Raw genomic sequence first — 13,550 nt, 5'->3', positions numbered from 1 at the left:
TCCGGTTCGACGTGGCGGGTTAAAGTTGAGTTGAGTACGCTCAAGTCTGTCCACGGTGGGATCCGATCAGGGGAGCTCATGAACACCGAACGTCTGACGACCAAGAGCCGCGAAGTGATCACCGCTGCCGTCGCCGACGCCGGCCGCCGCGGCCACGCCACGGTCGAGCCGTGGCACATGCTGCTGTCCTTGCTGGACACCGGGGGTTCCACGGCGACCGCGCTGCTGCGGGCGGTCGGCGCCAACCCGGCCGACGTCCGCCGGGCCGCGGCCCGCGCGGTCGAGCAGCTGCCCTCGGCGCGCGGTGCGAGCACGGTCGAGCCCAGCCTGTCCCGCGAGTTCGTGAACGCGATCGGCGAGGCCGACCTGATCGCCAAGCCGCTCGGCGACGAGTACATCTCGACCGAGCACCTGCTGGCCGGGCTGGCCCGCGTCGGTGGCGCGGTGAGCCAGGCGCTCAAGGCCGCCGGCATCACCGAGGACAGTCTGGTCGCCGCGTTCCCGCAGGTGCGCGGTGGTGACCGCCGGGTGACCACGGCCGATCCGGAGCAGACCTACAAGTCGTTGGAGAAATACAGCGTCGACCTGACCGCCCTGGCCCGGGACGGCAAGATCGACCCGGTGATCGGGCGGGACACCGAGATCCGCCGTGTGGTCCAGGTCCTCTCCCGGCGCACCAAGAACAACCCGGTCCTGATCGGTGAGCCGGGCGTCGGCAAGACCGCGATCGTTGAGGGCCTGGCCCAGCGGATCGTGGCCGGCGACGTGCCCGAGACGCTGCGGGACAAGAAGCTGGTCTCCCTCGACCTGGGCGCGATGGTCGCCGGCGCGCAGTACCGCGGTCAGTTCGAGGAGCGCCTGAAGAGTGTGCTGGAGGAGATCCGCAGCTCGAACGGGCAGGTGGTGACGTTCCTCGACGAGCTGCACACGGTCGTCGGCGCCGGCAAGGGCGAGGGCTCGATGGACGCCGGCAACATGCTCAAGCCGATGCTGGCCCGCGGTGAGCTGCGGATGGTCGGCGCGACCACCCTCGACGAATACCGCGAACACATCGAGAAGGACCCGGCCCTGGAACGCCGGTTCCAGCCGGTGGTCGTCGGCGAGCCGACGGTCGAGGACACCATCGGCATCCTGCGCGGACTCAAGGGCCGCTACGAGGCGCACCACCGGGTGCAGATCACCGACGCCGCCCTGGTCGCCGCGGCCAGCCTCTCCGACCGCTACATCAGCGACCGGTTCCTGCCGGACAAGGCGATCGACCTGATCGACGAGGCGGCCTCCCGCCTCCGCATGGAGATCGACTCGCGTCCGGTCGAGCTGGACCAGCTCCAGCGCCAGGTGGACCGGATGCGGGTGGAACGCCTCGCGCTGGAGAAGGAGACCGACCCGGCGTCGGTGGCCCGGCTGGAGCGACTGGTCCGCGACCTGGCCGACCGTGAGGAGCAGCTGACCGCGCTCAACGCCCGGTGGGAACGCGAGCGTGGCGGGCTGAACCGGGTCGGTGAGCTGAAGAAGCAGCTCGACGAGGCACGGGCCGCGCAGGAGCGGGCTCAGCGCGACAACGAACTGCTCGAGGCGTCCCGGCTGCTCTACGAGGTCATCCCGGCTCTGGAGAAGGAGATCCAGGCCGCGTCCGAGGCCGAGGAGGAGAAGACCGAGCCTCCGATGGTCAAGGAGGAGGTCGGCGCCGACGACATCGCCGAGGTCGTCTCGCTGTGGACCGGCATCCCGGCCGGCCGGATGATGGAGGGCGAGACCGCCAAGCTGCTGCGCATGGAGGAGTCGCTGGCGGCCAAGGTGATCGGCCAGCACGAGGCGGTGGCCGCGGTGGCCAGCGCGGTGCGCCGGGCCCGGGCCGGCATCGCCGACCCCGATCGCCCCACCGGCAGCTTCCTGTTCCTCGGACCGACCGGCGTCGGCAAGACCGAGCTGGTCAAGGCCCTGGCAGGGTTCCTCTTCGACGACGAGCGGGCGATGGTCCGCATCGACATGAGCGAGTATGGCGAGAAGCACTCGGTGTCCCGCCTGGTCGGTGCGCCGCCCGGATACGTCGGCTACGAGGAGGGCGGCCAGCTCACCGAGGCGGTCCGCCGCCGGCCGTACAGCGTGGTGCTGCTGGACGAGGTGGAGAAGGCCCACCCGGACGTGTTCGACCTGCTCCTGCAGGTGCTCGACGACGGCCGGCTCACCGACGGCCAGGGCCGCACGGTCGACTTCCGCAACACCATCCTGGTGCTGACGTCGAACCTGGGCTCGGCGAACACCGACTTCACCCTCACCGACGAGGAACGGCGCGACGAGGTGCTGGCCGTGGTCCGCGCCCACTTCAAGCCGGAGTTCCTCAATCGGCTCGACGACATCGTCGTCTTCCACGCCCTCACCAAGTTCGACCTGACCAGGATCGTCGACATCCAGCTCGGCCGTCTGCGCAGCCGGCTGGCCGAACGCCGGCTCGCCCTGGTCGTCGCGCCGGAGGCGGTCGAGTGGCTGGGCGAACACGGTTACGACCCGATCTACGGCGCCCGCCCGCTGCGCCGCCTGGTCCAGTCGACCATCGGTGACCTGCTGGCCAAGGCCCTGCTCTCCGGTTCGATCACCGACGGCGACACCGTCCTGGTCGAGCTGGGTGCGGCCCGGGACGGTCTCTCGGTGCGCAAGGGCTGATCCTCCACCGTACGCACGGAGAAGGGTCCCGGAATCATCCGGGACCCTTCGCGTGTCACTCCTGGTCGTCGGCCACCCGATGTCGGTAGGCCTGTGTCATCAGAACGTCCGTGATGGCGTGCTCGCCGTCGGCGGACCAGATGTGTATGCCGTCGCGGTGCAGCTGGTAGCGGACGTCGGAGAAGCTCGTCCGGGTGTCGTCATGGTGAACGACGGTCAGGGTGTCGGCGTGGGGCATGGGACTCACCGGTCCTTAACAGGTCTGGGACGGCCGCGGGATGGTCACGCGGCCGCGGTAACGGGAAAGGTGCCGTCAGCCGGTCTGCCTCGGCCCCGGTCAGGTGTGCGCGGGGCGGGCGACTCGTGCTGCGGACAGGTGGGGTCGCTGGAGGGCTGGGTTGCCTCGATTGCCAGCTGGACGCCACGGCATCGAAGTCTAAATGCCCAGCTCCGCCGCCGTCGCCCCCCGAACGAGTTACCCGGGTCGGGTGTTCGGGTCATCGTTGCCCGATGCTGCCACAGAGGCACGGTGGGTGAGGTCCGGTCGCGGTACATGGCGTCAGGCCGATACCGTGAATGGATCTATAGGAGGGCACTGTGACCGTTCCCACATATCCGGGCGCACATCCCGCGCCGTCCCCGCCGGGACGGCCGGCGACCGTGACGATCTCGTCGATCCTGCTCTACGGGGTCGCGTTCCTGCAGGCGATGAGCGCTCTGCTGGTGCTGTCCTCGATCGGGACGCTGCGGGAGGTCTACACCGAGGCGATGGCCGACGCGGGCGCCGACGAGGTGGACCTCGCCGGCCTCTTCACCGGCATCATGGTGATCATCGTGGTGATCTACGCGGTCATCGCGGGCGGCATGGTGGTGCTCGCCATCTTCAACAACCGGGGCAAGAACCCGTCCCGGATCGTGACCTGGGTCTTCGCCGGCATCGGTCTGTGCTGCAACGCGCTGGGCCTGACCAGCTCGGCGAGCGACATGGCGGCCGGCACCGGGTCGGGCACCTCGGGCGACGTCTTCACGGAGGCCTCCGCCGACGCGCTGCCCGGCTGGTACGACGGGGTCGAGCTGCTGCTCACCCTGCTCACCGTCCTGGCGCTGCTCGCGGCGATCATCCTGCTGGCGCTGCCGCAGTCGAACGCGTTCTTCCGCCCGCCGACCACGTGGAACCCGGGTTACCCGGGCGGATATCCCGGTGGCGGTGCCTACCCGCCCGGTTACACGCCCTACCAGGCGCAGCCGGGTCAGCCGGGCTACGGGCAGCCGGGTTACGGGCAGCCGGCCCAGCCGGGCTACGGGCAGCCGGGTTACGGGCAGCCGGCCCAGCCGGGCTACGGGCAGCCCTATCCGGGTCAGCCGGGGCAGCCGCCCTACTACGGTCAGCAGCCGCAGCAGCCCTACCCGGGGCAGCCGGGATCACCCAGTGGTGACGCCAGTCACTTCGGGACACCGGAGCAGTACGGCCAGCCGGGGCAACCGGCGCCGGGACTCTCCCCGTACCCCGGACAGGCCGGGCCTGGAACGTCCACCCCGGGCCCGCTGACGCCGCCGCCGTTCTCGGCGCCGCCGGCGTCCACCCCACCCGCTGCCGGGCCGCCCGCGTTCCCGCCGGCCTTCCCGGAACCGCCGGCCGCCCCGCCGCCCAGCGACCCGTGGGCCCGTCCCCCGGCCGAGGAGCAGCCTCCGGCCGACGGCGACCAGCCGCCGCGCCCGCCGGCCTGACCCGGCACATCGAGCCTTCTCCGGACCGGTTCGCCCTCGGGCGGACCGGTCCGGCCACGTTCCGGTCCGGTAGGCGATAGGTTCGTGCCAGTCGAACCTTGCAGGAGCCGTCGATGTCGTACGCCGTCCAGCCGCCCGTCGCCGTGCCCGCGCCCGGCGCCGCCCGGCCCACCGCCGTCACCGCGGCCGTTGCTCTGCTCTGGACCCTGGCCGTCGCCGGCCTGGTCTACGCGGTCGGCGGCGTGGCCGTCGCGGTCTCCGCGGACAGCCGGTTCCGCGAGCTCGCCGGCAGCAGCGAGCAGGTGGAGAACCTCGTCTCGGTGATCTGGCTGGGTGCCGCGCTCGCCGCGGTGGCCGCCGTCGTGCTGCTCGGGCTCTTCGTCGTGCTGGGGCTCGGCCTGCGCCGGGGCAACCGGATCGCCCGTGGGGTGACCCTGGGCGTCTGCGGGATCGGTGCGCTGGCGGGTCTGGGCACGCTCGCCACGATCGCCGTGCAGCGTTCCGGTGAGGCGCTGCCGGGCACGATGGGTGCCGCGCTGGGTGAGGCGTACCCCGGTGGGTGGATCGCGTTGAACGCTGTCGTGGCCGGCGTTCAGGTTCTGGGCTATCTCGTCGTGGGGGTTCTGGTCCTCACGGCCCCCGGGAGCCACTTCGGCACGGTGGCGGAGACGTCCTCTTTCGAGTCACACTCGGCGTGGACGGGTGCCTATTCCACCCCCTGGACGGGTGATCGAACGGGGACAGCGCCGGTGAATGATCCGGCCGCGTTCCCGACTTCCGGTGCCGAACAAATCTCGGCTCCCCGGTCCGATGACGACTTGTGGACCCGACCGGCCAACTGATTACCCCCCAGTAACGGGGTAACGCACTGCCGTATCGACGACTGTGGGTCACACGAACGGGTACGGTCAGTTTCTGTCACCCGTCACTCGATCGGCTGTCCGGATAGATCGAGATCGGCCGTACGGTGAGTGTTTTCGGCTCAACGTCCAAACGTGATTTCGTGAGTTCACAGCACTCTCACAGCCCAACCACCAGGTAGTCCTGAGGAGCGGGTGGGTACCGTGACGGCGTTACCTGCTTTGAGCTGCGTCTATGGTCGGGGGGAAGGTTGAGATCCGTTGTTCGATCCGTAAACCTTCTTTACAGAGCCGGGTTAAGCCGTGGGTCAATAGTTCGGTTCCGCCCCGGCGGGGCGAAAGATTCCGGTTTCCTTCCAGCCAGTACTCTCGATGTCATGGATGCACGGTACGACCTGCGTAAATTCATCACTGAATTGCCCGTCGCGCAGCGTGGCGCCGTGCTTTCATCGGGTCGTGGGTCGTTGGCTTCGGAGAGTGCCGACCAAATGATCGCGCAGTGTCGCGTGATGATGTCGACGCTTTCCGTGTCGGGGTCTCGTCGAGGTTCGTCAAGCGGAAGCAATCGACGAATTGACAATGTGGGCCGCCTCACTCCGGAGACGGGGATCGAGAGCTCGACACGGATGGGCAGCGACCAGATCGCGGCTGAGGCGTTGCAGGAGGCAGAGACCGAAGTCGGTGTCGAGGTGAGGTCCGGTTGGACGAGGGGTGCGGCACGCGTCGTCGCGTCGCCCCAGCGGTCGTCCGGGTCGCCGAACCGCGTCGCCCTTGCGGCCTGAAGTTAGCCGGTTCTCCCTGCACACATGCAGGAGAATCGATGCAGTTGGTGGAAGGATGGAGATCGTGGGAACTGCGTTGGCGGAAATGACGATGCCTCAGATCTCGCCGCTTGCCGGCGAGCCTATTGAACGCGCTGACGCCGAGCGCCTGGCGGGAGTGCTCAAGGCGCTCGCCGACCCGGCCCGGCTGCGGCTGCTGAGCCTGATCCAGTCCGCAACGGATGGCGAGGCTTGTGTCTGCGACCTGACGGCTCCTCTGGGCCTCTCGCAGCCGACTGTGAGCCACCACCTGCGGATTCTGACGGAGGCGGGTCTGCTGGAGCGCGAGAAGCGCGGGGTCTGGGCGTACTACCGCCTGGTCCCGACCGCTATCGCGACCATTGCGGACCTGCTGACGCCGCCCCGTAAGCGCGCCACCAAGAAGGCTCGCTGACCGTTGGACAAAGCCTGGCGTCACTCGCATGGGGTCGTGACGCCAGGCCGAGGACCTCGTCGACGTCCATTTTGCGGACCTGAGGAGGAACGGGTGAACTACGTCCCCGGTGACCTGCGTGATCAGCTCGCACACGTGGGTTACGACGTGGTCCAGGCCGGCCTCGTGTGTGGTTCGGGCGGCAACCTGTCCGCCCGGATCCCGGATGAGGACGCCGTTTGGGTGACCGCGAGCGGTTCCTGGCTCGACCGGCTGAGCCGCACCACCTTCGTCCCGGTGCGGACCACCGACGGGACGCCCGCGTCGATCGGTTCGCTGCCACCGCCGCGGATCGAGCCGTCGAGTGAACTTCCGTTGCACCTCGCGCTCTACCGGGCCCGCCCGGACGTCAACGCAGTGGTCCATCTGCATCCACAGACGGCTCTACTGCTGGACGCCCTGGGCGAACACATCCGGATCGTGACCACCGATCACGCGTTCTACCTCCGCCGGATATCGACGGTGCCGTTCCGCCTGCCGGGTGGCACCGAGCTGGCGGCGCTGACCGCGGCGATGGCGGCAGACGGGACCGACTGCCTGGTGCTCAGCCGGCACGGTTGCGTGGTCCTGGGCGACTCGGTGGAGATCGCGCACAAGCGGGCCCGCAACCTCGAGGAAGCGGCCCGGCTCACCTACCAGGCGCTGGCCGCCGGCCGGCTGGAGAACCTCCGGGACTGCCCGGAAGAGTTCCTGGACCGGTTGCAGGGTTCCACCGCTGTGACGGTGTGACGACGCGCTGACACGAAACGGCCGGCCCCGGAGAGATCCGGGGCCGGCCGTTTCCGTGGGTCCATGCGAATGTCTAGCGGGGCGGCCAGTCACCCTGGTTCTGCGACTGACCGTAGGTCTGGCCGCCACCGTAGGGCTGCTGACCGTTGTGCGGCTGCTGACCGCCGTAGACCTGACCGCCGCCCTGCGGCTGCCCGTAGACGTGGCCGCCCTGCGGGGGCTGCTGCGGTTGCTGCGGCTGCTGACCGCCGTACGTCTGGCCGCCACCGTAGGTCTGGCCGCCCTGGTACGGCTGCTGACCGCCGTACGGCTGCCGGCCGAACTGCTCGGTGGGCTGCTGCTCGTCGTGGTGGTCGTGGAACTCCTGGTGGGCGGCGTCCGCCACACCGGCGACGGTGGCCGCGGCCACCACACCCAGGGACTCGGCGGCCTGCGGGCCGGCCTCGCCACCCTTCTTCTTGGCGCGGCGCTCCCGGACCAGCTCGATCAGGATCGGCAGCACCGAGATCAACACGATCAGCACGACCACCGGCAGGATGTAGCGGTCGATGTGGTCGCCGACGAGGTCGTAGATCTGCTGGGCCAGCAGGTAACCGATCAGGATGATGCCGTCGGTCCAGAGGACCGCGCCGACGATGTTCCAGATCAGGAACTGCTTGGCGGGCATGCCCAGCGTGCCGGCGACCGGGTTGAGGAAGGTCCGGACGATCGGGATGAAGCGGGCCAGCACCACGGCCTTGGCCGGACCGAACTTCTCGAAGTAATACTCCGCCTTCTCGACGTACTCCTTCTTGAAGAGCTTCGAGTCCGGCTTCTCGAACATCTGACGGCCGTACTTCGCGCCCAGCCAGTGGCCGAACTGCGCGCCGATGACGGCGCAGATCGGCGCGCCGATCAGCAGGCCGGTGATGGACAGCTTGGCACCCGCGCCGAAGATCGAGTCGGCCACCGAGGAGGCCGCCACCCCCGCCAGGAACAGCAGGGAGTCACCGGGGAAGAAGAATCCGACCAGGAGTCCGGTTTCGGCGAAGAGGATGGCCAGGACACCCGGCAACCCGAAGGCGGAGAGAAGATCCTTCGGATCCATCGGGTTCAGGGCTAGCGGCTCGGTGAGCGCATGGATGTCCACGAGGAGCCAGGGTACCGGCCCTGCAAGGGCCGGTACCTGTATGAATCCTGTGGATACCGCGTGGTCGCCCACCGGTGACGGTGCGGAGGCACCCAGGAGGGGACGGACCGCTACAGACGGGGATCCACCGGCTCCGACTCGGCGGCCAGAATGGCGAACACCAACTCGTGCACCCGCCAGGCCGGCGCGCCCTCGGCCAGCCGGTCCAGTGCCGCCAGACCGAGACCGTGCTCACGCAACGCCAGCGACCGCTTGCGCCCGAGGTTCCGCCCGCGCAGCCGCTCCAGCTGCTCCGGACGGGTGTACTCCGGCCCGTAGATGATCCGCAGGTACTCCCGGCCGCGGCACTTCACCCCGGGCTGCACCAGCCGGCCCTTGCCGTCGGTCACCCCGAGACCCGCCCACGGCTTGACCACCATGCCCTCACCGCCGGCCCCGGTCAGCGACAGCCACCAGTCGGTCGCCGCCTCCTCGGACGCCGGGTCGGCCAGATCCACGACCATCCGCCGGGTGGCGGTGAAGAGCTCCGGGTCTGCCGCGACCAGGCGGTCCGCGATCGCCAGGTGCCAGTCGTGATCCTTCTTCGCGTACGAGACGCCGGCGCCCGCCAGCACCGCGAACGGTGCGAGCGTGACCCCGGTCAGACCATCGGTCGGCCGGATGTAGGACCGGTAGGCGGCCGAGTACCCGTCGATCTCGGCGGACCGCAGCTCCAGCCGGTCCCGCAGCGTACCGACGTCGAGCCCACGCTCGGCGGCGTCCCGCAGGACGTCGAGCGCGGCCGGCAGCGCCGTCCGGCCGGCCGCCCCGACCGCGGCGTAGTGGTCACGGATCAGACCGCCGGCCTTCGCCGACCAGGGCAGCAGCTCGGCGTCGAGCAGCAGCCAGCCGGTCTCCAGCTCGGCCATGATCTCGGTGGCGGCGGCGCGGACCCGGGCCAGCAGCGGCTCGTCAAGCTCCGGGCCGAAGAACGGCCGGCCAGTCCTGGTCCAGATCGCGTCCCCCTCGCCGGTGACGGAGACCCGCACGACGGCCCGGGAGCCCATGTGTTTCTCCTCACAGACGACCCGGTCCAGCCCTGCGGCCCGCAGATCGGCGAAGGCCGACGACGGGTACTCCAGGTAGCCGTCGACGGTCGAACTGGAGCACGGCGCCATCGTGGGCGGCAGCCACACCAGCGTCTCCGGGTCGACCGCGAACCGGCCCATCACCTCGAGCGTCGCCGCCGCGTTCTCGGCGGGGACGGTGGTCCGGCCGTACCCGAAATCGATGTGCCGGCGACCCGTCACGTCCGCGATGTCCAGGCCCTGGTCGAGCCGGTCGGGGACGGTGACCAGCGGCCGCACCGGAGCGTAGTACTCCTTCGCCGCGGGCGTGGCGACCAGCTCACGTTCCGGCCAGCGCAGCGCGGTGAGCCGGCCACCGAAGACACAACCGGTGTCCAGGCAGATGGTGTTGTTGATCCACTCCGGTGTCGGGGTGGGCACGTGGCCGTAGACGACCGCGGCGGAACCCCGGTAGTCCCGCGCCCACGGGTAGCGGACCGGCAGGCCGTACTCGTCGGTCTCGCCGGTGGTCTCGCCGTAGAGCGCGAAACTGCGCACCCGGCCGGACGCCCGCCCCTGGTACGCCTCCTTCAGCCCGGCGTGCGCGACCACCAGCTTGCCGTCGTCGAGCACGTAGTGGCTGACCAGGCCGTCGATGAAGGACCGCACCTCGGTCACGAACTCGTCCGGCTCGGCGGCCAGCTGCTCCAAGGTCTCCGGCAGGCCGTGGGTGAGCTGCACCTTGCGGCCGTTCAGCTTGCGGGCCAGTTTCTGCTCGTGGTTTCCGGGCACACAGATGGCGTGCCCGGCCGCGACCATGCCCATCACCAGGCGCAGCACGCCCGGCGAGTCCGGTCCGCGGTCGACCAGGTCACCGACGAACACCGCGGTGCGGCCGTCCGGGTGGGTGGCGTCCACCGGGCGTCCCCGGTCGTCGCGGGCCAGCTCCCAGCCCAGGTCGCCGAGCAGCGTCTCCAGCTCGGCCCGGCAGCCGTGCACGTCACCGACGATGTCGAACGGCCCGTGCTCGGAACGCCGGTCGTTGAACAGCTTCTCGTAGCGGATCTCGGCGGCCGCGATCTCGTCGAGCCCTCGCAGCACGTGGATCTTGCGGAAGCCCTCGCGGGCCAGCTGGTTGAGCGAGCGCCGCAGGTCACGGCTCATCCGGCCGAGCACCTGACGGCCGAACGTACGGTCCGGGCGGCTCTGCGTACGCTCCCAGGCCACCGCCTCCGGCACGTCCAGCACGATCGCCACCGGCAGCACGTCGTGCTCCCGGGCGACCTTGACCAGCCCGGCACGGGCGTGCGCCTGCAGGTTGGTGGCGTCGACCACGGTGAGCCGGCCGGCGGCCAGCCGCTTGCCGGCCACGTAGTGCAGCACCTCGAACGCGTCACCGGACGCCGACTGGTCGTTCTCGTCGTCGGCGACCAGCCCGCGGAAGTAATCCGAGGAGAGCACCTGGGTGGGCTTGAAGTGGGCGCGGGCGAACGTCGACTTGCCGGATCCGGAGATGCCGACCAGGGCGACGAGGGAGAGCTCGGGAACGTCGAGGATCATGCGGTCACCTCCGTGACGGTGTCGGTGCTTGCTTCGCCGGTTGCTTCGGTCGTCGTGAACAGGGCCAGTTGGGTGGGTGCGCCGGTCGTCTCGTCCGGGTCGCCGACCCCACGGAACGTCACCGTGTAGCCGTGCTCCGCGGCCACCCGGTCCGCCCACGCGGCGAACTCCGCCCGGGTCCACTCGAAACGGTGGTCCGAGTGACGCATTCCGGTCAGGCCCTCGTAGTGGACGTTGTACTCGACGTTCGGCGTGGTGACCACGACCACGCGGGGCCGCGCATGCCCGAAGACGGCACGCTCCAGCGCGGGCAGCCGGGACAGGTCGACGTGTTCGATCACCTCCATCAGCACCGCCGCGTCGAAGCCGCGCAGCCGGTCGTCGCGGTACGTCAACGCGGTCTGGATCAGCCGGATCCGGCCCCGCTGACGCTCCGGCAGACGGTCCAGCCGCAGCCGCCGGGACGCCTGCTCCAGCACCCGGCTGGAGACGTCAGCGCCGACGATCTCGGTGAACGACCGTTCCTTCATCAGGGCGGTGAGTAGCGCGCCGCCACCACAGCCCAGATCGAGCACCCGGGCCGCACCCGACTCGACCAGCGCGGCGAGCACCGCGTCACGCCGCTGCCCGGCGAGCGGCGCCCGGCGCTGCACCGGCAGCTCGGCCTCCTCCTCGGTGGGCGCGGCCACCTCCGGCTCCAGCAACTGCAGCGCGGTGGCCGCCAGCGACTTGCGATGAGCCAGGTAACGCCGGGCGATCAGCACCTTCTCCGGATGGCCGGCCAGCCAGCCCTCGCCGGAACGCAGCAGCTTCTCGATCTCGTCCGGGGCGACCCAGTAGTGCTTGCCGTCGTCCAGGACCGGGAGCAGCACGTACAGGTGGTTCAGCGCGTCGGCGACCCGCAGCACGCCGGTCAGCCGGACGTCGGCGTACCGGCTGTCCACGACGCCCAGCCCGGCGTCGAGCGGGATCGGGGTGGCCTCGACCGTCCAGCCGAGCGGCGCGAACAGGCGGGTGATCAGATCGGGAGTGCCGCGCAGCACCGGCACCCGGATCTCCAGCGGGATCGGGGTGCCGGCCAGCTCCGGACGGTCCTTGGAATTGCCGCGCAGGGCACTCCGGAAGACCTTGGACAGCGCACTGGCGAGCAGGCTGGACGCGGCGTACGGCCGGTCGTTGACGTACTGACTCAGCTCGAACGCGTCCTTCTGCGCCCGGAGCAGTTGCGGATCGACGTCCAGCATCAGCGCCGCCGTGCACTTCTCCTCGGTCGCCTCCGGGTACAGCACATAGGCCGTACCGGTGGGGACGTCGAAGGAATGCACCTTCTCCGGGTGTTTGACCAGTAGGTAACCCAGATCGGTGGCAGGTCGGTGAGTGGTCGTCAACGTGAGTAGCACGCGTCGATGGTGTCAGTGTGCCGCCATCGACGCGATCGAAAAACCGAGGTCAGCGGTAGTCGTCGTCGAACTCGACGACCCGAGCCTGCTCCTGGACGTCCCATTCGTTGGCCTCGACCGGCGCCGGCGTCCGGCTGCGCCCCGGCTCCTCCGGCTCGTCATCGTGCCAGCTCGGGCCCGCGACCACCGCCTGCTCAGCCGCGTCGACCTCGGGCGTCTCCACGTCGATCTCGTCCAGCACCCGCTCGGCCATCGTGGGCTCCCTACGCTCGCGGTCGGTTCCCTGCACCCATGGTGGGCCTTCCCCGCTCCGAATGCCGGACAAACCGTCAGGCACCCCTCGGCGTGACCACGATCTCCGCACTGTCGTTGGCCCGATCGGGGTCGACCGGGCGGGCGTACCCGCTCATCTGCGCACCGAACCGCACCCGCCCCGGCGTCGGCGATCCCTTGGTGACCTTCAGCCGAACAGCGAACGTCTGACTCGCCCCGGCGGCGAGCGGCTTGGACGGGTAGCACCAGAGCATCCGCTCCCGGATCGGGAGACAGTCGCTCCCGACGATCTCGGTGTTCCCCGGCGGCCGGACCTCCAACGTCACCATGTTGTTGAGGTAGAGATCGGGCCGGATCCGGCGGGGGCCGTGATTGACGAGCGTCACCCGCAGGGTCAGTCGGCCACCGACCGGGGCGGATCCGCGAGCACCCAGAACGGCCAGGTCGGTCGCCGGTCCGCCGCCGATCGCCATGTCGAGCAACGCGTGGTTGTTCTCCTGATCGAGGTCGGCCTGCGGTTCGGCCGCGGCGCCGGTCAACTCGGTCAGGGTGAGTTCCGGGCCGGTTCCGGGCACGGCCGGGGTGCCACCGTCGAAGACGCTGGTCATGTCCGACCATTCGGCCGCGGTCGTCCATACCGTCGTCGCGGTGAGGATGCTGCCAGTCACCTTCACGATGCCGGAGTCCCGTGTCGTGGCGTTGGGGCGTGCCTCCACCCAGAGCATCCCCAGGGGATTCGGGTACACCGTTTCGGTCACGGTGATGGTGCAGGTCGTGCGCAGTCCCACGGTGGTGCAGGGCGACGCCGCTCGGTAAGAGCTGTCGCCGCCGCCGACCGACAGGGTGAAGAAGCTCGTCGGGTCGACGGTGACGGCGGCGAAGGCGTCGACACCGGCCCGATCCACAG

The 13,550-nt window shown here is 69.9% G+C and carries 12 protein-coding genes; 6 read left to right on the top strand and 6 right to left on the bottom strand.

Annotated features, from left to right (window positions below; genetic code table 11):
- The first annotated feature begins 78 nt into the window (after window positions 1–78).
- Window positions 79–2,664, top strand: coding sequence for an ATP-dependent chaperone ClpB (gene clpB / locus QSK32_RS37605; RefSeq protein WP_045742576.1), 2,586 nt, complete (start codon window positions 79–81; stop codon window positions 2,662–2,664).
- A gap of 55 nt (window positions 2,665–2,719) precedes the next feature.
- On the opposite strand, the gene QSK32_RS37600 is transcribed toward clpB, so the two are convergent.
- Window positions 2,720–2,902 (bottom strand): hypothetical protein, encoded by a 183-nt coding sequence (locus QSK32_RS37600; RefSeq protein WP_045742577.1) that lies wholly within the window; start codon window positions 2,900–2,902, stop codon window positions 2,720–2,722.
- Between the two features lie 359 nt (window positions 2,903–3,261).
- Here QSK32_RS37600 and QSK32_RS37595 point away from each other — a divergent pair, with 359 nt between their 5' ends.
- From QSK32_RS37595 to QSK32_RS37575, 5 genes are all read left to right on the top strand, one after another.
- Window positions 3,262–4,392 carry a hypothetical protein gene (locus tag QSK32_RS37595; protein ID WP_285474626.1) on the top strand — a complete coding sequence of 377 codons (1,131 nt, stop codon included), beginning with the start codon at window positions 3,262–3,264 and terminating at the stop codon, window positions 4,390–4,392.
- Window positions 4,393–4,505: 113 nt separating this feature from the next.
- Window positions 4,506–5,234, top strand: a complete 729-nt coding sequence (locus QSK32_RS37590; RefSeq protein ID WP_045742578.1) for a hypothetical protein — start codon at window positions 4,506–4,508, stop codon at window positions 5,232–5,234.
- Between the two features lie 395 nt (window positions 5,235–5,629).
- Entirely contained in the window at window positions 5,630–6,034 is a 405-nt protein-coding gene (locus tag QSK32_RS37585; protein ID WP_285474625.1) for a hypothetical protein, read from the top strand.
- 55 nt (window positions 6,035–6,089) lie between these two features.
- Window positions 6,090–6,467, top strand: coding sequence for an ArsR/SmtB family transcription factor (locus QSK32_RS37580; RefSeq protein ID WP_014440216.1), 378 nt, complete (start codon window positions 6,090–6,092; stop codon window positions 6,465–6,467).
- A gap of 93 nt (window positions 6,468–6,560) precedes the next feature.
- A complete protein-coding gene (locus tag QSK32_RS37575) occupies window positions 6,561–7,235 on the top strand; it encodes a class II aldolase/adducin family protein (RefSeq protein ID WP_045742580.1) in 675 nt (224 codons plus the stop codon).
- A 73-nt stretch (window positions 7,236–7,308) separates the two neighbouring features.
- On the opposite strand, the gene QSK32_RS37570 is transcribed toward QSK32_RS37575, so the two are convergent.
- The 5 genes from QSK32_RS37570 to QSK32_RS37550 all read right to left on the bottom strand — a co-directional run bounded on the left by QSK32_RS37570 (window position 7,309) and on the right by QSK32_RS37550 (window position 13,548).
- Entirely contained in the window at window positions 7,309–8,364 is a 1,056-nt protein-coding gene (locus QSK32_RS37570; protein WP_353051009.1) for a DedA family protein, read from the bottom strand.
- Window positions 8,365–8,474: 110 nt separating this feature from the next.
- Complete coding sequence (locus tag QSK32_RS37565) at window positions 8,475–10,970, bottom strand: polynucleotide kinase-phosphatase (protein ID WP_285474624.1); 2,496 nt, start codon at window positions 10,968–10,970, stop codon at window positions 8,475–8,477.
- Complete coding sequence (locus QSK32_RS37560) at window positions 10,967–12,370, bottom strand: 3' terminal RNA ribose 2'-O-methyltransferase Hen1 (RefSeq protein ID WP_285474623.1); 1,404 nt, start codon at window positions 12,368–12,370, stop codon at window positions 10,967–10,969. The genes QSK32_RS37565 and QSK32_RS37560 overlap by 4 nt, the downstream gene beginning before the upstream one ends.
- A 49-nt stretch (window positions 12,371–12,419) precedes the next feature.
- Window positions 12,420–12,623, bottom strand: coding sequence for an Rv3202a family protein (locus tag QSK32_RS37555; protein ID WP_045742583.1), 204 nt, complete (start codon window positions 12,621–12,623; stop codon window positions 12,420–12,422).
- Between the two features lie 76 nt (window positions 12,624–12,699).
- Entirely contained in the window at window positions 12,700–13,548 is an 849-nt protein-coding gene (locus tag QSK32_RS37550; protein ID WP_285474622.1) for a hypothetical protein, read from the bottom strand.
- Between the last annotated feature and the right edge of the window lie 2 nt (window positions 13,549–13,550).

Origin of the sequence: Actinoplanes sp. NBRC 101535 (genome assembly GCF_030269225.1) — a bacterium.
Taxonomy (GTDB): domain Bacteria; phylum Actinomycetota; class Actinomycetes; order Mycobacteriales; family Micromonosporaceae; genus Actinoplanes; species Actinoplanes rectilineatus.
The sequence above is the reverse complement of the archived record's forward strand: the minus strand, read 5'-3'. Positions and strand labels throughout refer to the sequence as shown.

What these genes read in the sequence shown, in the direction of transcription:
- clpB (WP_045742576.1), top strand. Translation starts at nt 79, where the DNA reads ATGAACACCGAACGTCTGACGACCAAGAGCCGCGAAGTGATCACCGCT.
- QSK32_RS37600 (WP_045742577.1), bottom strand. Translation starts at nt 2,902, where the DNA reads ATGCCCCACGCCGACACCCTGACCGTCGTTCACCATGACGACACCCGG.
- QSK32_RS37590 (WP_045742578.1), top strand. Translation starts at nt 4,506, where the DNA reads ATGTCGTACGCCGTCCAGCCGCCCGTCGCCGTGCCCGCGCCCGGCGCC.
- QSK32_RS37585 (WP_285474625.1), top strand. Translation starts at nt 5,630, where the DNA reads ATGGATGCACGGTACGACCTGCGTAAATTCATCACTGAATTGCCCGTC.
- QSK32_RS37580 (WP_014440216.1), top strand. Translation starts at nt 6,090, where the DNA reads ATGGAGATCGTGGGAACTGCGTTGGCGGAAATGACGATGCCTCAGATC.
- QSK32_RS37565 (WP_285474624.1), bottom strand. Translation starts at nt 10,970, where the DNA reads ATGATCCTCGACGTTCCCGAGCTCTCCCTCGTCGCCCTGGTCGGCATC.
- QSK32_RS37555 (WP_045742583.1), bottom strand. Translation starts at nt 12,623, where the DNA reads ATGGCCGAGCGGGTGCTGGACGAGATCGACGTGGAGACGCCCGAGGTC.